The organism is Thioalkalivibrio sp. ALJ24 (genome assembly GCF_000377785.1).
Taxonomy (GTDB): domain Bacteria; phylum Pseudomonadota; class Gammaproteobacteria; order Ectothiorhodospirales; family Ectothiorhodospiraceae; genus Thioalkalivibrio.
Genome location: NZ_KB898728.1, coordinates 141,506 through 163,754, shown reverse-complemented (window position 1 = coordinate 163,754; position 22,249 = coordinate 141,506). Strand labels below are relative to the sequence as shown.

The 22,249-nt window shown below is 69.5% G+C and carries 19 protein-coding genes; 10 read left to right on the top strand and 9 right to left on the bottom strand.

The annotated features are described in order from the left end of the window. Window positions 1-2 precede the first annotated feature (2 nt). The 3 genes from D571_RS0108165 to hisI are packed head-to-tail and all read right to left on the bottom strand — an operon-like array spanning window position 3 to window position 2,540. A complete protein-coding gene (locus tag D571_RS0108165) occupies window positions 3-695 on the bottom strand; it encodes a DUF1007 family protein (protein ID WP_018936191.1) in 693 nt (230 codons plus the stop codon). Beyond that, a complete protein-coding gene (gene cysS, locus D571_RS0108160) occupies window positions 670-2,085 on the bottom strand; it encodes a cysteine--tRNA ligase (protein WP_018936190.1) in 1,416 nt (471 codons plus the stop codon). The genes D571_RS0108165 and cysS overlap by 26 nt, the downstream gene beginning before the upstream one ends. A 23-nt stretch (window positions 2,086-2,108) precedes the next feature. After that, window positions 2,109-2,540, bottom strand: a complete 432-nt coding sequence (gene hisI, locus D571_RS0108155) for a phosphoribosyl-AMP cyclohydrolase (protein WP_018936189.1) — start codon at window positions 2,538-2,540, stop codon at window positions 2,109-2,111. 178 nt (window positions 2,541-2,718) lie between these two features. Here hisI and D571_RS0108150 point away from each other — a divergent pair, with 178 nt between their 5' ends. The 3 genes from D571_RS0108150 to D571_RS0108140 all read left to right on the top strand — a co-directional run bounded on the left by D571_RS0108150 (window position 2,719) and on the right by D571_RS0108140 (window position 8,925). Continuing rightward, the gene (locus tag D571_RS0108150) at window positions 2,719-4,443 is read left to right on the top strand and encodes an ATP-binding protein (protein WP_018936188.1); all 1,725 of its coding nucleotides are present in this window, start codon (window positions 2,719-2,721) and stop codon (window positions 4,441-4,443) included. Beyond that, a complete protein-coding gene (locus D571_RS0108145; protein WP_018936187.1) occupies window positions 4,440-4,877 on the top strand; it encodes a response regulator in 438 nt (145 codons plus the stop codon). Before D571_RS0108150 ends, D571_RS0108145 begins: the two co-directional genes overlap by 4 nt. Window positions 4,878-5,016: 139 nt before the next feature. Further along, window positions 5,017-8,925, top strand: a complete 3,909-nt coding sequence (locus D571_RS0108140; RefSeq protein ID WP_018936186.1) for an EAL domain-containing protein — start codon at window positions 5,017-5,019, stop codon at window positions 8,923-8,925. Between the two features lie 70 nt (window positions 8,926-8,995). Here the strand turns inward: D571_RS0108140 and D571_RS0108135 are convergent, their stop codons facing one another. The 3 genes from D571_RS0108135 to D571_RS0108125 are packed head-to-tail and all read right to left on the bottom strand — an operon-like array spanning window position 8,996 to window position 11,987. Continuing rightward, entirely contained in the window at window positions 8,996-9,484 is a 489-nt protein-coding gene (locus tag D571_RS0108135; protein ID WP_156815770.1) for a DUF302 domain-containing protein, read from the bottom strand. 60 nt (window positions 9,485-9,544) lie between these two features. Then, complete coding sequence (locus D571_RS0108130) at window positions 9,545-10,390, bottom strand: DUF4412 domain-containing protein (protein WP_018936184.1); 846 nt, start codon at window positions 10,388-10,390, stop codon at window positions 9,545-9,547. A 31-nt stretch (window positions 10,391-10,421) separates the two neighbouring features. Further along, complete coding sequence (locus tag D571_RS0108125; RefSeq protein ID WP_018936183.1) at window positions 10,422-11,987, bottom strand: bifunctional aminoglycoside phosphotransferase/ATP-binding protein; 1,566 nt, start codon at window positions 11,985-11,987, stop codon at window positions 10,422-10,424. 98 nt (window positions 11,988-12,085) lie between these two features. Here D571_RS0108125 and mrcB point away from each other — a divergent pair, with 98 nt between their 5' ends. The 5 genes from mrcB to truD are packed head-to-tail and all read left to right on the top strand — an operon-like array spanning window position 12,086 to window position 18,697. Continuing rightward, on the top strand, window positions 12,086-14,443 hold the full coding sequence (gene mrcB, locus D571_RS0108120) for a penicillin-binding protein 1B (RefSeq protein ID WP_018936182.1): 2,358 nt from the start codon (window positions 12,086-12,088) through the stop codon (window positions 14,441-14,443). A gap of 19 nt (window positions 14,444-14,462) precedes the next feature. Next, complete coding sequence (locus D571_RS0108115) at window positions 14,463-15,011, top strand: tetratricopeptide repeat protein (protein WP_026287709.1); 549 nt, start codon at window positions 14,463-14,465, stop codon at window positions 15,009-15,011. Continuing rightward, window positions 14,950-16,977 carry an ATP-dependent DNA helicase gene (locus D571_RS0108110; protein ID WP_369773857.1) on the top strand — a complete coding sequence of 676 codons (2,028 nt, stop codon included), beginning with the start codon at window positions 14,950-14,952 and terminating at the stop codon, window positions 16,975-16,977. The genes D571_RS0108115 and D571_RS0108110 overlap by 62 nt, the downstream gene beginning before the upstream one ends. Then, window positions 16,968-17,657, top strand: coding sequence for a tRNA (adenosine(37)-N6)-threonylcarbamoyltransferase complex dimerization subunit type 1 TsaB (gene tsaB, locus D571_RS0108105; RefSeq protein ID WP_018936179.1), 690 nt, complete (start codon window positions 16,968-16,970; stop codon window positions 17,655-17,657). The genes D571_RS0108110 and tsaB overlap by 10 nt, the downstream gene beginning before the upstream one ends. Beyond that, the gene (gene truD, locus D571_RS0108100; RefSeq protein ID WP_018936178.1) at window positions 17,654-18,697 is read left to right on the top strand and encodes a tRNA pseudouridine(13) synthase TruD; all 1,044 of its coding nucleotides are present in this window, start codon (window positions 17,654-17,656) and stop codon (window positions 18,695-18,697) included. The genes tsaB and truD overlap by 4 nt, the downstream gene beginning before the upstream one ends. Window positions 18,698-18,702: 5 nt before the next feature. Here truD and D571_RS0108095 read toward each other — a convergent pair whose 3' ends face one another. The 3 genes from D571_RS0108095 to D571_RS0108085 all read right to left on the bottom strand — a co-directional run bounded on the left by D571_RS0108095 (window position 18,703) and on the right by D571_RS0108085 (window position 20,692). Further along, a complete protein-coding gene (locus D571_RS0108095) occupies window positions 18,703-19,146 on the bottom strand; it encodes a PAS sensor domain-containing protein (protein WP_018936177.1) in 444 nt (147 codons plus the stop codon). Between the two features lie 158 nt (window positions 19,147-19,304). After that, window positions 19,305-19,925 carry a DUF3365 domain-containing protein gene (locus D571_RS0108090; RefSeq protein ID WP_026287707.1) on the bottom strand — a complete coding sequence of 207 codons (621 nt, stop codon included), beginning with the start codon at window positions 19,923-19,925 and terminating at the stop codon, window positions 19,305-19,307. A gap of 218 nt (window positions 19,926-20,143) precedes the next feature. After that, complete coding sequence (locus tag D571_RS0108085; RefSeq protein ID WP_026287706.1) at window positions 20,144-20,692, bottom strand: Smr/MutS family protein; 549 nt, start codon at window positions 20,690-20,692, stop codon at window positions 20,144-20,146. 103 nt (window positions 20,693-20,795) lie between these two features. Here D571_RS0108085 and surE point away from each other — a divergent pair, with 103 nt between their 5' ends. Together surE and D571_RS0108075 are read left to right on the top strand one after the other, a co-directional pair. Further along, a complete protein-coding gene (gene surE, locus D571_RS0108080) occupies window positions 20,796-21,578 on the top strand; it encodes a 5'/3'-nucleotidase SurE (protein ID WP_018936174.1) in 783 nt (260 codons plus the stop codon). After that, entirely contained in the window at window positions 21,572-22,237 is a 666-nt protein-coding gene (locus D571_RS0108075; RefSeq protein WP_026287705.1) for a protein-L-isoaspartate(D-aspartate) O-methyltransferase, read from the top strand. The genes surE and D571_RS0108075 overlap by 7 nt, the downstream gene beginning before the upstream one ends. Window positions 22,238-22,249: the final 12 nt, after the last annotated feature.

Below are 22,249 nucleotides of genomic sequence, written 5' to 3'. Positions count from 1 at the left end.
CGTCAGTCACATTCCAGGCTCGCGATCTCGGCGAAATGGCGCCCGAGGTCTTCGACCGGGCTGCGCGAGTCGCGTTCCAGGGTGGCGGCGTAGCGCACCAGCTGCGGATCCGGGCGGGCCTCGCGCAGGTCGACCCGGCAGCCGCCGTTATTGACCTGGATCACGTCATCGGGGTCGTGACGCACCTCGATCCAGTAGGTCGGGTCGTACACCCGATAGCTGAATTCGGTGTCCGTATCGACGTCGAGTTCGTCCAGCGGGAGCTCGAAGCCCAGATGCAGGCGACGGTCCCGCAGCTGCAGATCGGGGGCCTGCGCCGGCGGGGTTTCGCGGGTCTCGCCCGCGACCTCCAGCTCGGTGAAGTGGTCGTATTCGGCGAGGTTGTCGAGCATGCGCGGGCCGACCTTTTCTAGCACCGAGTCGATGCCGGCGTCGCCGTCCATGTCGCGGGTCATGTCCTCCAGCAGCATGTGGCTGTAGGTCGGGTCGATCACCCACAGCTGGTGCATCGAGGCCAGCCGGCCGTCGGCGTCGAAGTCGAGGGTCACGCGCAGGTCGATCCAGGCATGCGGGTGGGCCGCGGCCATCGCGGGCAGACCGGCCGCCACTGCCAGCAGAAATGCCGGCGCCAGCCGGGCGCGTGCCCGGACGTCGCTGCGGAGACCCCGTTCAGGCGCGCTGCCAGCGGGTGCCATCCGGGGTGTCCTCCAGTTCGATGCCGCTGGCGGTCAGCTCGTCGCGGATCGCGTCGGCGGTGGCGAAATCGCGCGCGCGCCGCGCCTCGGCGCGCGCGGCGATGCGCTCCTCCACCCAGGCGGCGAGGTCTTCGTCCTGCGCCGCGTCGCCGCGGAACCAGGCCTCGGGTTCCTGCTGCAGCAGGCCCAGCAGTCCGGCGCCGGCCAGCAGTTCGCCCTTGCGGCGGGCCCGTTCGTCCGCGTCACCCGCGGCCTGCAGGGCATCCGCCATGCGGTGCAGGGCGGTGATCGCCCCGGCGGTGTCGAGGTCGTCCAGCAGGGCGGCGAAGACCGGGGTGTCACCGGCCTCGGCGGGGAGCGCCTCGATGTCCGCATGCTCGCGCAGCACCCGGTAGAGACCGTCCAGTGCGTTGCGACTCTGTTCCAGGGTGTCCTCGGAGAAGTTGAGTGGCGCGCGGTAGTGGCGCGACAGCAGCGCCAGGCGCAGCACCTCCCCGGGCCAGACCTGCAGCAGATCGTGCAGCAGGCGGAAGTTGCCCAGCGACTTGGACATCTTCTCGCCTTCGATGGTCACGTGCCCGTTGTGCATCCAGTAGCGGGCGTAATGGCCGCCGTGTTCCTCGCAGCCCGCGGCCGCGCAGCCCTGGGCGATCTCGTTCTCGTGGTGCGGAAACACCAGGTCGTGGCCGCCGCCGTGCAGGTCGATCGCGTGCCCGAGGTGGGTGCGGATCATCGCGGTGCATTCCAGGTGCCAGCCCGGGCGGCCGTTGCCCCAGGGGCTGTCCCAGCCGGGTTCGTCCGCGCCGGCCGGCTTCCACAGCACGAAGTCGCCGGGATGGCGCTTGTAGTCGGCGACTTCCACCCGGGCCCCGGCCTGCATCGCCTCCAGGGTGCGCCCGGACAGGGCGCCGTAGGCAGGGTAAGAGGTTACGTCGAACAGCACGTGGCCGTCCGCCGCGTAGGCGTGGCCGCGCGCGAGCAGATCCTCGATCAGGGCGATCATCTCGGCGATGTGATCGGTGGCCCGGGGCTCGAGGGTCGGCTCCAGGGTGCCGAGCCGGGCGATGTCCTCGTGGAAGGCCCGGGTGAAGCGTTCGGTCAGCGCGGCGATGGGTTCGCCGTTGTCGCGCGCGGCCTGATTGATCTTGTCGTCCACGTCGGTGATGTTGCGGGCGTAGACCACGTGCTCCGGTCCGTAGAGTGCGCGCAGCACGCGGAACAGCACGTCGAACACCACCACCGGCCGGCCGTTGCCCACATGCACGCGGTTGTACACGGTCGGCCCGCAGACATACATCGTCACCCGCCGCGGGTTGGCGGGGACGAAGGGCTCGCGCTGCCCCCCGAGGGTGTTGTGGATGACGAGCTGCGGTGCGCTGGCGTCGGCCATGTTCGGTGTTCCTTGTCGCGGTTTCAGGAGGCGCCGTAGAGGGTCTCGGGGTCGATCTGCGGGTCGCTGGTCACGGCGACCTGATCGCCGTCGACCTGCAGATAGAAGCAGCTGCGCCGGCCGGTGTGGCAGGCGGGGCCGGTCTGATCGACCTTCGCCAGCACGGTGTCGCCGTCGCAGTCCAGATGCAGCGACCGCAGCTGCTGGACCTGCCCGGAGGACTCGCCCTTGCGCCACAGCGCCCCGCGCGAACGCGACCAGTAGCAGACCCGTCCGGTGCGCAGGGTCTCCTCCAGGGCCTCGCGGTTCATCCAGGCCATCATCAGGACCTCGCCGCTGTCTTCCTGCTGGGCAATGGCCGGGATCAGGCCGTCGGCGTTGAAGCGCACGCGCTCCAGGACCTCGGCGAGGGGTTGGCGCTGCCCGGCGGGGGCCTTTTCCAGGGTCTTGAACATGGGGCGATCAGCGGGTGTTGGGAGAACGCGGAGGATAACATCGCGCGCCCGGCATGCGGCGAAATGTTGCGCCCCGGCAACGGTCGGGCGATCCTCGGGGAAGACAGGCGGTGGACCCCGGGAGGACGGCATGACAGGCGCGAAGCATCCGGCCATGCGTATGCGGCACGGAGCCGCAATGACGGCGCTGGGCATCACCCTGACCTACCTGGCGGTCGGTCTGACCTGGATCGCGTTTTCCGATCAGGCGTTGCTGGCGCTGGTGGACGATCTGGAGCTGCTGTCCCGGCTGCAGACCTGGAAGGGCTGGGCCTACGTGCTGGTGACGGCCGGGCTGCTGTTCCTGCTGATCCATCCCTCGCTGGCTGCGCGGGACCGTCAGGCGCGCGAGGCGCGCCGGGTCGAGCGTATCCTCGAGCATTCTCCGGTGCTGGCGATCGAGTGGCAGGCATCCCCCGGCTGGCCTGTGACCTACGTGTCTTCGAATGCCGAGCGCTGGGGTCTGGAGCGCGAGGCTCTGCTGGCGGGCACGTCGGATTACGCGAGCCTGATCCACCATGAGGATCTGCCGGTCATTGTGGAAGACGTGCAGCACCACATCGAACAGGGCCCGGACGAATATACCCAGATCTACCGTCTGGTGCTGCCGCGGCGCGGCGTGGTCTGGGTGGAGGACCGGACCTGGCTCAGTCGCGATGTGCACGGGCAGGTGACCCGCATCCACGGAGTGCTGCTGGACATCACCGAACGCCGGCATCTGGAGGAGGAGCGCGAGCGGCAGATGGAGCGGCTGGAACGCGCGGAGCGGGACGCCGGGCTGGGGATCTGGGAGTACGATCCGGACAACGGGTTCTGGTGGTCGGAGCAGCTGTTCCGGCTGCTGGGGCATGCGCCGGACAGTCCCGAGCCGGACGTCCCGACGCTTTTGCAGCGCGACCTCGATACGGCCACCGCGGACGGTCCGCGGCTGGCCACCGCCCTGCGCGACATGGCGGCTGGCACGCCGCCGGAAAGGCAATGCCTGCAGGTGCGGCGTCACCCGTCACGCGGCCCCGAGACCTGGCTGCGATTCAGCATCCAGCGGCCGCTTCGGGGGGGCGCGGACGGCTGGAGCGTGCGCGGGACCGCTCTGGATGTCACCGAGTTGCGTCAGGCCGAACTGGAACTGCGGGCCCTGAATGCCGATCTGGAGCGCCGGGTGCAGCAGCGTACGGCCGAGCTGCAGGCCGCCAATCAGGAACTGGAATCGTTCTCCTACGCGGTGTCGCATGACCTCAAGGCCCCGCTGCGCGGTATCGAAGGGTACAGCCGTCTGCTGGAGGCCGACCACGGCGAACGGCTGAACGACGAGGGCCGGGAGTTCCTGACCCGCATCCGTGAGGGCGTGACACAGATGAACGAGCTCATCGGGGACCTGCTCGCCTATTCGCATATGGAGCGGCGGCCGCTGGAGCAGCGCCGGATCCGCGTGCGCGAGCTGGTGGAAGAGATCCTGCGCAACCTGGAGACGGAATACCCGGCGGCGGCCACGGCCACGATCGACGTGCCGGAGGAACTGGAGATCGAGACCGATCCCGACGGTCTGGGACTGATCCTGCGCAACCTGCTGGAGAACGCCTTCAAGTTCAGTGCCGGCCGTGAACGGCCGCAGGTCCGCATCCGCGGGCAGCGGCGGACCGGGAACGTGCGTCTGGAGGTGGAAGACAACGGGATCGGCTTCAGCGAGGCTTTTCAGGAGCGCATCTTCGAGATCTTCCAGCGCCTGAACCGTGCCGAGGACTACGGCGGCACCGGCGTCGGCCTGGCCCTGGTGCGCCGAGCCGCCCGCCGCCTGGATGCCCGGATCGAGACGCAAAGTCGCCCTGACGAGGGTGCGACCTTCCGCGTGGAGCTGCCGCAATGACCCCGGCGGCCGGCGGTCCGCCCCCGATTTTCGTGGTCGAGGACAACCCGGTCGACCTCGACCTGATGCGGCATGCCTTCCGCCGGCGCCGGCTGAGCAACCCGCTGACGGTTGCGCGCGACGGCGAGGAAGCCCTCGGCCATCTGCATCGCTGGGGTCAGGGCGAGGAGGCCGAACCGGCCGTGGTCCTGCTGGATATCCGCCTGCCGCGGGTGGATGGCCTCGAAGTGCTGAAGGCCATCCGGGCCCATCCCGACTGCGCGCGCATCCCGGTGGTGATGCTGACCTCGTCGGCGGATGACGGCGACGTACGCCGCGCCTATGAGTACGGTGCCAACTCCTACATTGTGAAACCGGTGGATTTCGACAAGTTCATGGAGGTGGCCGAACAGATCGAACTTTACTGGTGTGTGCTCAATCAGCCCCCCACGTGACGGACCCGACAAAGACGGATGCAAATGGGCCTGCGGAGCCGATGGATAGTGTTTCCACGCGGGGAAGATGCCACACTGAAGTCACGAGGCGGCGGGGCTCGAGGGATTTGATGTCGCCGGGACGGCAAGAGGCGCGCGCATGAAGATCCTGCTGGTGGAAGACAGCCCTGTGGACGCCGATCTTCAGCGCCGGGCGCTGAGCCGCGGACAGGAAAGTGTGGACATCCGCACCGCGGGCTCGATCGCCGAGGCCTGGGCCGCGCTGGAGGAAACCCGTTTCGACTGCCTGCTGCTGGATCTGCGGCTGCCGGACGGCAACGGCATGGACCTGATCCCGCGGCTGCGCGAGGCCGGCCGCGAAGAGGCGATCATCGTGATGACCGGCCACGGCGAACAGGAAACCGTGGTCACGGCCTTTCGCATCGGTGCCGATGACTACCTGCCCAAGAATGATTCCTACCTGGAACGACTGCCGGCACGGGTGCGCGACGCACTGCATCGCCGCGTGCAGCGGCACGCGGAACTCGAGCCGGTCCGGGTGCTGTACGCCGAGCACAACAGCTTCGATGTCTCCCTGACACGACGCGAATTCGCGCGCTCGGCGCCGCATCTGCGCATGGAGGTCGTGGGCTCGGCCGACGAGGTCCTGCGGCGTCTGGACGGTGCCGCCGCGGGGGAGGAGATCGCCCCCGACATCCTGCTGCTGGATTACCGCCTCCCGGGCATGGACGGGCTTGAGCTGGCGCGCCGCATCCGCGCGGAGCGCGGGATGGACATCCCGGTGATCCTGGTGACCGGTCAGGGGACCGAGGAGCTGGCCACCCAGGCCCTGCGGCTGGGGGTCGACGATTACGTGCTCAAGAGCGGCGGCTATCTCAAGGGACTGCCGGTATTGGTGGATCAGGTGGTCGCGCGCGGACGGCTGCGCCGCGAGCAGGCGGCCCTGGCCGAGAGCGAACGCCGCTACCGCCAGGTGATCGAAGGCGCCGGCGACATCATCTTCCAGACCGATGCCGGAGGGAGACTGACCTTCCTCAATCCGGCGTGGACCCGGGTTACCGGACGGCCGGTGGAACAGGTCCTGGGCCAGCCGCTGACGGACTTTGTGGATGCCGGGGACCACCCTTGGGTCGAGGCGGTTCTGAGCGGCGAGATCTCACCGGGAAGCGCGCCGGAAGAGGCCGCGATCGGCGTCCTGACCCGCGGTGGCGGACGCCACTGGATGCAGTTGCAGGGGGTTTGCGAATACGGCTCCGGCGCGCGCCCCAGCGGGTTCTCCGGCAACCTGGTGGACGTCACGCGCCGCGTACGCGAGCAGCGGCTGGCGACGGTGCGGGCGCGGATCCTGGACCGGCTGGCGACCGGAACCCGTGACCCCGCGTTCCTTTCGGACGTGATCCAGGAAGTAGAGTCGCTGCTGCCCGAGGTAGCCGCGTCGATCATGCTGCGCGATCGCGAGACGGGCATGCTCGAATGCGTGTCGGCGCCCTCCCTGCCGCGATCGCTGCCGTGGCTGCACAGCCCGGTCCCGGCCAGCGAGGGCGTGGGGTCCTGTGGAACGGCGGCCTTTCGCGGGGAGTCGGTGGTGGTGCCCGAGGTCGCCAGCCACCCGTACTGGGAAGGGCTGCACGCGCCCATGGACGCGGCGGGCCTGCAGGCCTGCTGGTCGTTCCCGTTCTTCGATGACGACGGCGAGGTGCTCGGCACGCTGGCCACCTACCTGGCCGAGGCGCGCGAGCCCAGTGACGAGGAACGCGGCCTGATCGACGAGTTCACCCAGCTGAGCGGACTGGCGGTGCAGAAACTGCATGCGGCGCGGGCGCTGGATCATCGCGAACGGGCCCTGCAGGACTCCGCGCGCATGACGCTGACTCTGTTGCAGACCGAGAGCCCGGGCGACGTGCTCAACGCGCTGCTCGGGCGGCTGGGAGAGACCCTGGTCGGTGACCGGGCCTGGATCATGGTGGTGGCCTCGGAGGAGAATGGGGCGGCGGATACGCCCGGGACGCATCGGCACTACTGGCTGCGCAGCGACCCGGCGACCCCGGTACGCCCGCCCCCGCTGCGCAATCTGTCAATGGAGTCCCTGCCGGAACGCTGGACGGCCCGGCTGCGCGAGGGTGAGGCGGTGGCCGGTACGCGGGCGGAGTTCCCCGCGCAGGAGCAGGAGCTCCTGAATATCCATGGGCTGCAGTCGCTGTTGCTGGTGCCGGTGTTCGTCGAGGGGGAGTACCGCGGCTTCGTCGGTGTGGATACCCAGCTGCGGGCGCGCGCCTGGAGTGCCACTGACATCAGCGTCGCGCGGATCTTTGCCAGCAGCCTGGGGGCGGCGCTGTCGCGGCGCGAGACGGTGGCCGGGCTGCGCCGGCTGGAGGCGGTATTCCGCAGTACCCGCGACGGGGTGCTGATCACGGATCTTTCCTCGCGCATCCTGGCGGTCAATCCGGCCTTCACCGAGATCACCGGGTATCCGGAGGAGGAGGTGCTGGGGCAGAACCCGCGCATCCTGCAGTCGGGCTATCACGACCGCGATTTCTATCACGCGATGTGGGAAGAGCTGGAACGCAACGGCTACTGGTCGGGGGAGCTCTGGAACCGCCGCCGCGATGGCACCATATACCCCGAGTGGCTGAGCCTGTCCGTCGTGACGGACGAGCGCGGGCGGCCGATTTATTACGCCGGTACCATCACCGACATGTCCGAGCTCAAGCGCTCGGAGAGCGAGCTGAACTACCTCGCCGAACACGATCCCCTGACCGATCTGCCCAACCGCACGCGGCTGCATACGCTGCTGTCGCGGGCCATCGAGGAAGCACGCGCCGAGCGTCGCAGCCTCGGTGTTCTGAGTCTGGATCTGGATCGTTTCAAGGACGTCAACGATTCGCTCGGCCATCCGGCCGGTGACGAGGCCCTGGTGGAGGTCGCGCGGCGGCTGGGCGAGGTGGTCGCATCACCGGATATCCTCGGTCGTCTGGGAGGCGACGAGTTCATGGTGATCAGTCAGCACACCCGCGACGACGACACCCTGGGCGAGATGGCGCGCACGCTGCGTTCCGCGCTGGAGGCCCCGATGCTGCTGGACAGCGGGCGCAGCGTACACCTGAATGCCTCCATCGGAATTGCGCGGTTCCCGGATGACGGAGACACCGCCACCACGCTGATTCAGCATGCCGACGCGGCGATGTTCCACTCCAAGCAGGACGAACGCGAGATGTGGAGCTTCTACCGTGCGGAGCTGACCCGAGCGGCCAGCGAACGACTGGAGCTGGAGGGGCGGCTGCGCGAGGCACTGGCCGCCGGAACCGGCGAGCTGCATGTGGAGTTCCAGCCGCAGATGCGCCTGAGCGACGGGCAGCCCACCGGGGTGGAGTGTCTCTCGCGCTGGGCCACCCCGGACGGCGAGGGCATCACGCCCGACCGTTTCATCCCGGTAGCGGAGGCGACCGGGTTGATCGTCCCGCTGGGCGAGCGGATCCTGCGCGAGGCCTGCGAGCGCGGCGTGCAGATGCTGGAACAGGTGCGCGGGGACCTGGTGGTGGCGGTCAACCTGTCGCCGGTACAACTGCGCGACCCGCAGCTGGTGCGCCGAGTGGGCGAGATTCTGGAGGAAACCGGCTTCCCGGCGGAGCGTCTGGAGCTGGAGGTGACCGAGAGCGCGATCATGATCCAGGGCGATCAGGCCGTGTCCCGGCTGCAGGCGCTCAAGACCCTCGGCGTGCGCCTGGCGATCGACGATTTCGGTACCGGCTATTCGTCACTGGCAGCGCTGCAGAACTTTCCGCTGGACGTGCTGAAGATCGACCGCAGTTTCGTCGAGCAGGTGGATCACGAGGGGCAGGGGCGCTGGATCGCGGCGACCATCATTGCCATGGCGCGCAACCTGCATCTGGAGGTGATCGCCGAAGGCATCGAGACGCGGGCCCAGGCCAACTGGCTGCGTTCCCAGGGCTGCGACGAGGGGCAGGGCTTCCTCTACAGTCCGGCCCTGCCGGCTGACGAGGTGCTGGTCTGGCTGCGCAGGCACGAGCACCGCGCGGCCGCCGGTTGAATCGGCCGGCCGTCCGGGCCACCGCCGGCTGGCGGCGGCCGGTGCGGCCGGCGCGTTGACCGCTTGCGGTTTACATCATGGCCTCGATCACGATGCGGTCCACCAGCTCGTTCACGTCCTCCAGCGCGGCGCGCGAGTCATCGTCGCCGATCGTCGGGACCCGCTGATAACTCACGTAGATGGTGCCGGGCTCATCGGAGAGCTCGTAGACCGTGATGACGTACGGGCAGAAGGTGATGTTGTGCGGGTCGGCCTCCATGGTGTTGCGCGAATAGGTGGCCGAGCAGAAATCCAACGACCGTCCGTCCAGGTAGATGCCTTCCCCGGCCTCCTGGCCCGCAGTGCGGTCCAGCATCCGCGAGATATAGCCGACGTTGTTGATCACCAGGCCTTCGGATTCGATCGCGAATTCGATCATCTCGAAGATCTCGTCGAATTCCGCCTCGGTGCTGTAGATCACCCGCGCGTCGTTCTCCTCGACCACCTCGTAGGCCGCCGCCGTCAGTGGCAGGGCGAACACGAGGGCTAACAGTGCGGGGGCGAACAGCGCGGGGGCCATCAGTTTGCGGGCGATCCGGATCGCGTTCATGGGTTTTTCCTCTCTCGCTTGGGGGCCCGGTCAATTGACGTTTTCCGGGCCCGGGGGGTTCTCCGGCAGAGCCTGGCGGGCGTAGCCCTCCGGGATGCGGAACAGGCTCGCTTCCAGTGTAGCCGTATCCACTTCGGTCAGCTGCGTGGTGATGCCGTTATGTTCGCGGACCTCCAGTGGTACGCCGTCCACCCGCGGCAGCATGGAGCCACCCAGCTGTTCGGTCAGCGGCCCGCCAGCCTCCAGCGCGCGCAGCGAGAGTTCGTGCAGCCGGTCCATCAGGGCGCTCAGGGTGGCGAAGTCGTCCGCGGCCAGGCCCAGCTCCTCGGGCGGGGCCACGCAGACACTGCTGCGCGGCTGTTCGCCCACGTAGACCTCGTTCGCCTCGCAGGCGTATCCGGCGATCTCCTCGGTCTCGCCGGTGGGGCGGGTGGAGATCTCGGCCTCGAAGCCTTCGGGCGTCAGGCCGAGGTCGCGCTCGAGCTGTTCGCGCATCTCCGGCGGGAGCTGCTGCATCTGCTGGCGCAGGTCGCTGACGGTGTCGGTCATGGCCCGGATCTGCTGGTCCATGGCCTCGGGCGTGAGCTCCACGTAGTGTTCGCGGTCATCGTCCACCACGGTCAGGGTCCCCGAGGTCGCATCGAACAGCATGAAGCCGCGCGTGCCGCTGTTGGCCTCGGTCAGGTCCATGCGCACCGTGTCGCCGCGGACCAGGATGGGGCTCTCGTTGCCCTGGTCGTCGACGTAACCCAGATGGGCATCGGCCTGCGCATTCAGCGGGGCCGCGGCCAGAAGCAGCAGTGCCCCGCCGCCGATGCCGGCGCGGGCGAGGGTTGTGAGAGGGGCCGCGAGAGGGGCACGGGGTCCGGGGATCATGGGGGCTCCGTTATCGGGTTGCGGGAGTGGGTCAGGGTGCCGGGTATTCAAGGTGCCGGGCCAGGCGTTCGGCGTCCAGCGGTCGCCCGGGGCCGACCTCCACCGCGTGCTCGTCGGCCCCCGGCCATTCTTGCTGCGGGCGCTGCTGTTGCATCACCGACACATCGGCGTCCGAGGCATCGCGCCCCTGTGCGGCACGCGCCTCCAGCCGCTCGCGCAGCAGATCCTCGTCGGCGTGGCACGCGACCACGGCGAACCCGATGCCCCTGCGCGCCGCCAGCTCGCGGAACGGGTCGCGCTGGCGGCGCTCGAGGAAGGTGGCGTCGACGATCACCGTGTGGCCCAGTTCCAGCAGTTCGCCGGCCCGCTGCAGCAGGTGGTCGTAGATCCGCGCGCGGGCATCCTCACTGTAGGACACCTGATCATTCATGCGCTTGCGTTCGACATCGGAGCGCAAACGGATCGCACCCAGGGCCTGCAGCACGCGGGTGCTGATCACGGTCTTGCCGGAACCGGAGACCCCGTGCATCAGCACCAGGCGCGGCTGCCGGGCCTCGGTCAGGCGTTCGGCCAGGGCCAGGTAACGGCCCATCTCGGCCTGGTGGGCGGCCTTCTCGTCGGACGGCAGGCTGGGCTCGGCCGCGTGGATGCCCTGGACCTTGGCCCGCACCAGGGCCCGATAGACCTGGTACAGCGGCAGCAGGGCCAGCCCTTCAAAGTCCTCGCGCTCTTCCAGCCACACGTTCAGCAGCCGCCAGGCGTGCGCCGGTGCCCCGCGAGCCAGCAGGTCCATGGTGGTGAAGGCGATCTCGGAGATCACGTCGATCCAGCGCAGTTCCGGGTCGAATTCGATCGCGTCGAATGCGACCGGGCGCTCTTCCCCGTGATCGGCCCCGTCAGCGGCGACGTAGACCATATTGCCCAGATGCAGGTCACCGTGGCAGTGGCGTACCTGCCCGTTGTCGTGGCGCGCCTGCATCAGGGGTCGCAGGCGGTCGAGCTGCTCCTCGCTCCAGGCCTGCAGGCGCTGCAGCCGGGCGCGTTCCCCGGACTGACGCGCCGACTCGAACAGGCTCGGGAAATTGTCCCGCATCGGCGCCGCCGCGGCCTCCGGGGTCCCGTGGGGCGAATCCGGGGTGCTGCGTTCGACTGCCTCGTGGAAGCGGGCGATGTAGCGTCCCAGCGCATCCATCGCCTCCGGCGGCAGGGCGCCGCGTTCCAGTAGGCGGTCCAGCTGGCGCTCGCGGTCGAAGCGCCGCATGCGCACCGCGTATTCCAGCACCTCGCCCGGCCCGTTGATCACCGGGTGCTCCGGGTCGCCATTGACGCTGGCGACCTCGTGATAGATCTCCGGGGCGAGACGCCGGTTGATCGTCAGCTCCTCTTCGCAGTAATGCCGGCGCGCCTGGAGCGTGGAGAAATCCAGGAACCCCAGATCCAGCGGCTTCTTGAACTTCCACGCCCAGTCGCCCGCCAGGATCACGGTGGAGATGTGGGTCTCGATGCGCCGGATGCGCTCGCTCGCCCCCCCGTCCGGGAACGCCCCGGTCTCGATCAGTCGGCTGAGAATCTCGTGCTGCTGGTCCAGCGCGCTCATGCGGCCTCCGTCCATCGCATCCTGACTCAGGTTATCATTGCGGCTGCCGCGGGCGGGATGTCCGCGTGCGCCCGTTCACGTTCCAGACCGCGAGAGCCATGCCGCGTTCCCCCCGATCCCGTACCCCGCGCAGGCGCCGCCCGTCCGGTGGTGGCTGGCTGCGCCGCACGCTGCGCGCCAGTGGCTGGACCCTGCTGGGCCTGCTGCTGGCGGGCGCCGGGGTGGGTGCGCTGTACGTGCACGACCTCGACCGCGAGATCCGCGAGCGCTTCGAGGGTCAGCGCTGGGCCCTGCCGGCGCGGGTGTATGCCCGGCCGCTGGAGCTCTATCCCGGACAGCAGCTGGATCGCGAGCGGCTGGTGACCGAACTGGAGGCCCTCAACTACCGGCGTGGCCAGCAGGCCGGTCGCGCCGGGGAATACGCGGTCAACGGCAATACGGTGGAGCTGACCACGCGTCCGTTCACCTTCGGCGACGGCCCCGAACCGGCGCACTCGGTGCGGGTGGAGCTTTCCGGGGGTTATGTGCGTTCGGTGGTCGACCGCGATTCCGGGGCGGCGGTCGACCTGATGCGGGTGGAGCCGCTGCTGATCGGGAGCATCTATCCCACCCATGGCGAGGACCGGGTGGTGGTGGATCTGGATGATGTCCCGCACGAGCTGATCGGGGCGGTGATGGCGATCGAGGATCGCCGGTTCCTGTCGCACCGGGGTGTGGACCCGATCGGCATCGCACGCGCCGCCTGGGCGAACCTGCGTGCCGGGCGGACGGTGCAGGGGGGCAGCACCCTGACCCAGCAGCTGGTCAAGAACTTCTATCTGACCCAGGACCAGACCCTGTCGCGCAAGCTCAACGAGGCCGTGATGGCCCTGATCCTGGAGCATCGCTATTCCAAGGAGGCGATCCTCGAGGCCTACCTCAACGAGGTCTTTCTCGGCCAGGCGGGGGAGCGCTCCATCCATGGCTTCGGGCAGGCCGCGCGCTTCTATTACCAGCGTCCGCTGGACGAGCTGCGCCTGGATCAGCTCGCCCTGCTGGCGGGGCTGGCGCGCGGTGCGAGCTACTACGACCCGCGCCGGCACCCCGAACGGGCCCTTGCGCGCCGCGACCGCGTCCTGGATGCGATGCATGCGACCGGGCTGATCGATGCCGCGACCGTGGAGACCGCCCGCGACATGCCGCTGGATGTCTCGCCGGCGATGGCCGGCGGCAGTCGCTTCCCGGCGTTTCTGGATCTGGTGCGGCGCGAGCTGCGTACCGAATACGCCGAGGAAGACCTGCGTTCCGAGGGCCTGCGCATCTTCACCTCGCTGGATCCGGGCATCCAGCTGGCGGTGGAGGACCGTGTGCGCGAGGAGGTGGATGCGGTGGCCCCGCAGGCGGGCGAACATGCCGACGACCTGCAGGCGGCCGCGGTGGTGACGGATGCGCGTTCCGGCGAGGTGCTCGCGCTGGTGGGCGGGCGCGATCCGGGGTTCCCGGGGTTCAACCGGGCGGTGCAGGCGCAGCGGCCGGTCGGTTCGCTGATCAAGCCGTTCGTGTTCCTGGCGGCCCTGACCAATCCGCAGCGCTATACCCTCGCCAGTCCGCTGGAGGACAGCCCGGTCACGCTGCAGCTCGCGCATGGCGAGCCCTGGACCCCGCGCAACTTCGATCGGGAACATCGCGGCGAGGTCACCGCCTGGGAGGCCCTGGTGCATTCCTACAACGTGCCCGCGGTGCTGCTGGCCGATCGGATCGGGATCTCGCAGCTGGTGGATGTACTGCAGACCTTCGGCCTGCAGCGGACCCCGGAACCCAACCCCTCGCTGGCGCTGGGGTCCCTGGACCTGTCGCCGCTGCAGGTCGCGGAGCTCTACCAGGGGCTGGCCAGCGGCGGATATGCCACCGGCACGCGGGCGATCCGCGACGTCCTCGACACGCATGACGAGGTACTTTCGCATTACGGCCTGGAACTGCGCGGCGCGGTGCCCGACGGGGCCGCGCATCTGCTGACCGAGGCGCTGCACGACGTGACCGTGGACGGCACCGGCCGGGTGATCGGCGAGCGCCTGCCCGGCCGGCGCCTGGCGGGCAAGACCGGGACCACCAACGATTTCCGTGATGCCTGGTTTGCCGGCTACGACGACCGCCACGTGGGCGTGGTCTGGCTGGGCCTGGACGACAACCGTGCGACGGGACTGACCGGCGGATCCGGCGCGGCGCCGGTGTGGGCCGGGATCATGGGCGAGCTGCCCGGCGGCTCCATCGCGCCGCTGAACCACCCGACGATCGAGTTTCACGAGATCGATCTGGAGACCGGGGCGCGGATCGTGGACGAGGATCACGCCTGCGAACGCGCCAGACGGCTGCCGTTCTGGCAGAATTCGGCTCCCGAGGCGGTCGCGGAATGCGAGGGCGAGGCGGAAGGCGACGATGCCGGCTGGTTCGGCCGCATGTTCCGCGGCCGCGATTGAACGACCCCGGCAGGGCTCCATGATGACGCGACGGCGACAGGGCGAAAGGGTGGCGGTGCGTTCCGCGCGAGCGGCGCGCTGGATCGCCGTGTGTGCGGCCCTGGCCTTGCTGGCCGGCTGTGCCACTCCCGAGCCGCGACCCGGCCCGGAAGAGGCGGCGACCGACGTGCCGGAACCCGAGGTGCTGGAGGTCGAGCCCGACGCTGCCGCGGATCCCGAGCTGGCGGCCGGGGTGGACAGCGCGGCGGCCGGGCTGGCGCAGCGCGCGCAACAGGCGCGGGCGGAGGCCGATCTCGGCCGCGCCGGTCAGCTGCTGGAGCGGGCCCTGCGCATCGCCCCGGGGGATGCGCGGCTGTGGCAGCGCCTGGCCGAGGTGCGGCTGGAGCAGCGCAACTTCGAACAGGCCGAACGGCTGGCGCAGCGTTCGCTGGGCATGGCCGGGAACGACCGGGATCTGCAGCGGGAGAACTGGACCGTGATCCTGCAGGCCCGCGAGGGCCGCGGGGATGACGAAGGGGCCCGCGAGGCCCGTGAGGCGCTGCGTGCCCTGGGAGGGGAACGTGCCTGAGACCTCGGGCTCACCGGCGGTCCGGGCGCTCAGTCCGGGGGGTGACATCGCCGAGGCGGTCCCCGGATTCCGCCCGCGCGAGCCGCAGCAGGCGATGGCCGAGGCGGTGGAGGACAGCATCAGCACCGCGCCCTCGGCGTTGCTGGTCGAGGCTGCCACCGGGGTCGGCAAGACCTTCGCCTATCTGGTGCCGGTGCTTCAGCGGCGCAAGCGGGCGCTGATCTCCACCGGCACCAAGACCCTGCAGGACCAGCTCTACCATCGCGATCTCCCGGTGGTCTGCGGCGCGCTCGGCTACCAGCCGAAGATCGCGTTGCTCAAGGGGCGCTCGAACTACCTGTGCCACTATCGCCTGGAGGTCGCGGAGGCCGATGCGGCCGGGGCTACCGGTTCGGGGGTCCGTGCCGAGCGCCTGCATACCCTGCAGGAACTCCAGGCGATGGCGCGCACTGACGACAGCGGGGATCTCAGCCAGTCCGGCCTGCTGGCCGAGGACTCGCCGCTGTGGCCGCAGGTGACCTCGACGGTGGACAACTGTCTGGGCAACGAATGCCCGCATCTTGATGACTGCTTCGTGGTGCGCGCGCGGCGCCGGGCGCAGGAGGCGGATGTCATCGTGGTCAACCACCACCTGCTGCTCGCGGACATGGCGCTGAAGGAAGAGGGCTTCGCCGAGCTGCTGCCCGAGGTCGATGCGGTCATTGTCGACGAGGCGCATCAGCTGCCAGAGATCGCCGGGGCGTTCTTCGGCGTGGCCCTGAGCACCCGGGCCCTGCGTGAACTGGCGCGCGACACGCGCCGCGAGCAGGAGCAGCATGCCCCGGAGATGACCGACATGCGCCAGCGCGTGGCCGAGGTGGAGGCCGCGGCCGGCGGGCTGCTCGAGGTGACCGAGGGGCACGAAGGGCGCGCCAGTCTGGAGGATGCCGACCCCGAAGGCGCGCTGGGCCCGAAGCTGGACGCCCTGGACGACGCGCTGCGCTGGCTGCACGACGCCCTCCAGGTCGCGGCGCCGCGGGCGCCCGGACTGGAGCAGCTGCGTGCGCGCTGCGAGCTGCTGCGCGAGCGGCTGTCCGCGTGGCGTGAAGATACCGATGACACGGTCGCCTGGCTGGAGCGCTTCCGCCAGAGCCTGACCCTGCACCGCACCCCGCTGGATGCCGCACGCCCGCTGGCGCAGCGCCGCGCGGCGCGCCCGGCCGCCTGGGTCTTCACCTCGGCGACCCTGGCGGTGGGCGAGGATTTCACCCACGCGGCGCGTCGCCTGGGGCTGCCCGGAGACGTCGCCACCGCGCGTCTGGACAGCCCGTTCGACTTCGCGCGTCAGGCCTGTCTGCTGCGCCCGGATCCGCCGCTGCCGGATCCCAATGCACCGGATTACACCCGTGCCTGCCTGCGCTGGGCCTGGCCGCTGCTGAAGGACGGACCGGGCGGCGGATTTTTCCTGTTCACCAGCCATCGTGCTTTGCAGGAGGCCGCGACCCTGCTGCGCGAGCATCTGCCGGAGGACCGCGAACTGCTGGTGCAGGGGGAGCAGTCGCGTGGCGAACTGCTGGAACGCTTTCGCGCGGCCGAACGGCCATGGCTGCTGGGTGCGCACAGCTTCTGGGAAGGGGTCGATATCCGCGGGACCGGGCTGTCGGTGGTGGTGATCGACCGCCTGCCGTTCGCCGCGCCCAACGACCCCGTGCTGCAGGCCCGCGCCGCGGCGCTGGAGGCCGAGGGCCGGCACCCGTTCATGGAGTTCAGCCTGCCGCAGGCGGTGCTGGCGCTGAAGCAGGGCGCCGGGCGCCTGATCCGCGACGGATCGGACACCGGCATCCTCGCGTTGTGCGATCCGCGCATCGACGGCAAGCCCTACGGCAAGCGCTTTCTCAACAGCCTGCCGCCGTTCCACCAGGCGCACAGCCCGCGGGCGGCGCTGGAGTTTCTGCAACAGGCCCGGGAGCGCCACGCATGCGCCTGATCGCCATCGACACCGCCACCGAACGCTGTTCCGCCGCCCTGTGGGTGGATGGCGAGCTCTATTCCCTGTCGGAGCGCGCGCCGCGCCGCCACGGGGAACTGATCCTCGGCCAGATCGAGCAACTCCTGGCCGAGGCCGGGATCGATCGGCATTCACTGGATGCGGTGGCGGTGGGGCGCGGCCCCGGGGCCTTCACCGGCGTGCGTCTGGGCCTGGGCGTCGCCCAGGGGCTGGCCTTTGCCCTCGACTGCCCGGTGGTCCCGGTGTCGTCGCTGCAGGTGCTGGCCCAGCAGGGCCTGCGGCTGGCGCCCGAGCCCGCCCCGGCGGCGGTGCTGGCGGCGCTGGACGCGCGCATGGGCGAGGTGTACTGGAGCCTGTGCCCGGTGGCCGGCAACCGGGTGCTGCCGGCCACCGAGGCCGTGGCGCCGCCGGAGGCCGTGGCGCCGCAGTGGCCGCCGGGCGAGCGCCTCGCTCTGGGCACCGGCTTTCGCGCTTACCCCGAGCTGATCGAACGCTGCGGTCTGGCCGCGGAGCGGGTGGACCCCGATGCGCTGCCGGATGCCTTCGATCTGGCACTGCTGGCGGTGGAGGCCCGGGAACGTGGCGAAGCGGTGGATCCGGCGGATGCACGGCCGGTGTATCTGCGTGATGACGTGGCGCAGCCGCCGGCGTTGTCATGACGGCCGCAGCGGTCTGGCCCTGGGTGGTGCCGCTGCAGGGGCGGCTGAAGGTCAGTCCCGAGGATTTCCGGGTGGAGGAGCTTCCGGCCACCCTGCCGGAAGGCGCGGGCGAACACCTGTGGCTGGAGATCGAGAAACGCGGGCTGAACACCGAGGACGTGGCCCTGTGGATCGCGCGGTCCGCGGGCGTGGGACGTGGCGCGGTCAGCTACGCCGGGCGCAAGGATCGCCATGCCGTGACCCGGCAGTGGTTCAGCGTGGCCTGCGCGCCGGAGGTCGATCCGGCGTCGTGGGCGGTGCCGGAGCCTGGCGACGCGATCGCCGCCGATGCCTGGCTGCGGGTACGCCGCCATGCGCGCCACGCACGCAAGCTGCGCACCGGGCACCTGCAGGGCAACCGCTTCTGCCTGCGCCTGCGCGAGCTGGAGGGCGAGCCTGAGGAGGCCGAACGCCTCCTCGTGCGGATCCGTGCTGGCGGGGTGCCGGCGTACTTCGGCGAACAGCGCTTCGGCCACGACAACCTGCGCCGTGCCGAGACCTGGCTGGGGGGCGGGCGGCGTCCGCGTGGGCGCAACCAGCGCAGCCTGCTGCTGTCCGCGGCGCGTTCGGAGCTGTTCAATGCGGTGCTGGCCGAGCGGGTGCGGCGGGGTGACTGGGACCGCATCCTGCCCGGCGAGCGGGTCAATCTGGCTGGCAGCGCGAGCGTGTTCACCGCGAAGACGGTGGATGCGGAGCTCGAGGCGCGTGCCGCGCGGCTCGACGTGCATCCGACCGGGCCGCTGTGGGGGCGCGGGGACCCCGGCACCGGGGGCGAGGTGCGTGTCCTCGAAGACGCGGTCGCCACGCAACACGAGGTCCTGGCGCGTGGTCTCGAGGCAGAGGGGGTGAAGGCCGCGCGCCGTTCGCTGCGTCTGGTGCCGCGAGCGCTGGACTGGGAATGGGAAGAAGCAGGGGTGCTGCGCCTGGACCTGGAGCTCGGGCCCGGCGAGTACGCGACCAGCGTGGCCGGCGCGCTGATGCAGATGTCCGGCGAGGACTGACCGGTTCAGGCGGAGCGGGATTCCTTGCCGGCGAGCTGGCGCTCGGCGCGTTCGGCACGTTCCTCGGCCTCAACGCGGGCGGTGATGTCCTTCTGGATGCCGATGTAGTAGGTCAGTCGGTCTTCATCGTTGAACACCGGCGTGAGCGACAGCTCGTTCCAGAACAGCGAACCGTCCTTGCGGTAGTTGCGCAGGGTCACCCGGCAGGGGCGATCCTCTTCCAGCGCGGCGCGGATCTCGCGCACCGCGTCCTGGTCGTTGTCGCCTCCTTGCAGGAAACGGCAGTCGCGGTAGAGGATCTCTTCCGAACGATAGCCGGTCAGCTCCTCGAAGGCGCGATTCACGTAGATCAGGATGTTGTCATCGCCTTCACGCTCGGCGATGACCACCCCGTCATTGGAGGCGTCGATCGCGAGGGCGAGCAGTTCGGCATCAATGGTTCGCGTCATGTCTTCGATTCGAAAGGTTCCGTCCAACAACTGTCCAGATTGTCATAATCCCGGATCTGTGTCCCTTTGTCCCTGCCGGGATTCGGTTTGTTCACCTGCGCAAAGAAAAGGCCGCATCAGGTGCGGCCCTTTCGCTTGCAGCTTGTTACCGGAGGGGATTACATCTCCTGAGTGATGGTGAACGCGCCACGTACCTGGCCGGCCTCGTAGCCGGTGGCCTCGTCTTCGGGATACAGGCGTTCCAGCGCGTGCTTGATGTCGGAATCGACCTCAGCGCCGTGGCAGGCCAGACATTCACCGCCGGTGGGGATCGCGGCCATGAAGCGGAACCGCGCGCCCTCGTCCGTCTGCACCACTTCGTGGGACGGGGCGATCTCGTCGGCCGGGGTGCCGGCGGCGACCTCGGCGTCAAAGCCTTCCAGCACCGCGCGCTCCCATTCGTCCGGGGCGTTGTCCGGGTTGCGCAGCTTCAGGCTGGTGCGCCCGACATCCCAGCCCGTGTCGGCGGAGATATCCGCGGCGATCTCGGGGGCCACCTCGTTGCAGACCTGGATGGCCTCGGTGGGACCGCCTTCTTCCATCGCGGCCATGAGTTCGCCCTGCAGGGTGCTGGCGAACTGCTGGATCGCCTCGCGGCTGTCCGCGGCGCGCTGTTCGATCTCTTCCTCGCTGACTTCGGTGGCGGCCTCGTCGGAGGTTGCCGCTTCGTCATGATTGGCGCAACCCGCGGCGAGGGCCGCAATGCCGAGGGCGATCGGGGCAAGTTTCCAGTGGTTCATCTGCAGCACCTCTCGTCGCAGTATCCGTTGCCTGCCCGGAGCGCCCCGGACAGATTTTGTACAAAACCTGTACAGGATGGTCTCTTAACCGCTGCGGGATTGCAAGTCAAAGGACGCATTAGGCCCTTGCGGAACGCGGTTGAAACCATCCGTTCGCTACAAGGTAACCCTGGACATGATCTAAATCAACATGTTGTCGAGTGCTAATGCTGACGCCCTCACAGCGTTTCGCGGCGACGTTTCAGCAGGACGTACACCGCGCCGGTCCCGCCGTCGGTCGGGCGCGCGGAGCAGAAGGCCAGAACGTCGTTGCGCTGGCGCAGCCAGTGATCGGTCAGCCCCTTGAGCACCGGGCCCCGGGGGCTGGAGCGCTGGCCCTTGCCATGCACGATGCGCACACACAGCCGGTCTCCGGCTCGCGCCTCGTCGATGAAGCCGGCCACCGCCTGGCGCGCCTCGTCGGCGAACAGGCCGTGCAGGTCGAGCTCATCCTGGATGCGGTAGTGTCCGCCGCGCAGCTTGCGAAACACCCGCTGGCTGATGCCGGGGCCGCGGAAGTTCAGTTCGTCCCCGGGCTGAAGGTCGCCGAATTCCAGCGGGTCGCTCATCCAGTCGCGCCGGGCCTGTTCCTCGTCGCGGTCGCGCTGGGCCGCACGCGCCGGCGGACGCGGGGCTTCGTGCTCTGCGCGGTCGCTGTGGATGCGGCGTACCGGGCCCACCGCGCGCCGGAACTCGTCGAAATCGCTGGGACCATCCCCGGAATTCATGGCACGATACTCGCTTTCCGAGGCCCCGGTGCAGGCAGGAAACTGCATGTCCCGAGGCCGTTTCCAGTATATTGAAGACCCTTTCAAAGCCTCCGGCTCCCGAATGCGCATTCTGGTCAGTAACGACGATGGAATCCATGCCCCCGGCATCCAGTGCCTGGCCGGTCACCTGCGCACGGTGGCCGAGGTCGAGGTGGTGGCGCCGGACCGTGACCGCAGCGGCGCCAGCAACAGCCTGACCCTGGTGCGTCCGCTGCATGCCCGCCCGGTGGAAGACGCCGGGGTGCAGGTGGACGGCACGCCCACCGACTGCGTGCATCTGGCGATCACCGGCCTGCTGGACAGCGAACCGGACCTGGTGATCTCCGGGATCAATGCCGGAGCGAACATGGGCGATGACGTACTCTATTCCGGCACGGTGGCCGCCGCGATGGAGGGGCGCTTCCTCGGCCTGCCGTCGATCGCGGTTTCGCTGGTGGGGACTGACCTGCGCCATTACGACACCGCGGCGCGGGTGGTGCTGGATCTCCTGGACCGGCTGCGTCGCATGCCGCTGCCGGCGGCGACCATCCTCAACGTGAACGTGCCCGACATCCCGTTCGAGTCGATCCAGGGTGTGCAGACCACGCGCCTGGGCAACCGTCACCGCGCCGAACCGATGGTCGCCGACAGCGATCCGCGCGGACGCCCGATCTACTGGGTGGGTCCGGCGGGACCGGAACAGGATGCGGGGCCGGGGACCGACTTCCATGCGGTGCGCGAGGGCTACGTGTCGATCACCCCGATCCAGGTCGATCTCACGCGTTACGACGCCATCGACACCGTCGGACGCTGGCTCGAGGGCGCAGCCCCGGGCGATCACCATTCGGGGGGGACACCATGGTGAACGACCCTTCGGGCGCCGGGCTCACGTCCCGGCGTGCCCGAGACCGCTTGGTCCGTATCCTCGAGCAGCAGGGGATCCGCGATCGCCGCGTGCTGGAGGCGATCCGCAGTGTCCCGCGGCACCTGTTCGTGGAGGAGGCCCTCAGTCACCGCGCCTACGAGAACATCGCGCTGCCGATCGGGCATCGCCAGACGATCTCGCAGCCGTTCATCGTCGCCCGCATGACCGAGGCCCTGCTGGAGGCCGGTCCGATGAGCACCGTGCTGGAGATCGGTACGGGGTCCGGCTATCAGGCGGCGGTGCTGGCGCAGCTGGTCGACCGGGTGTTCTCGATCGAACGCATCCAGGCGCTTAGCCGCAGCGCGCGTGAACTGCTGAGCCGGCTGGGCATCAACAACGTAAACCTGCGTCATGGCGACGGGGCCGAGGGCTGGCCCGAACGCGCGCCGTACGACGGCATCATCCTGACGGCCGCCCCGCGCGACGTGCCCGAGACCCTGCTGACCCAGCTCGCCCCCGGCGGGCGCCTGGTGGCGCCGGTGGAAGGCCCGGACGGGCGGCAGCAGCTGGTGCGCTATACCCGTACCGACGATGCCTACGTGCGCGACATCCTCGATGCGGTGATGTTCGTGCCGATGCTGTCCGGCGCAGAACAGTAATCCCGTGCCCGG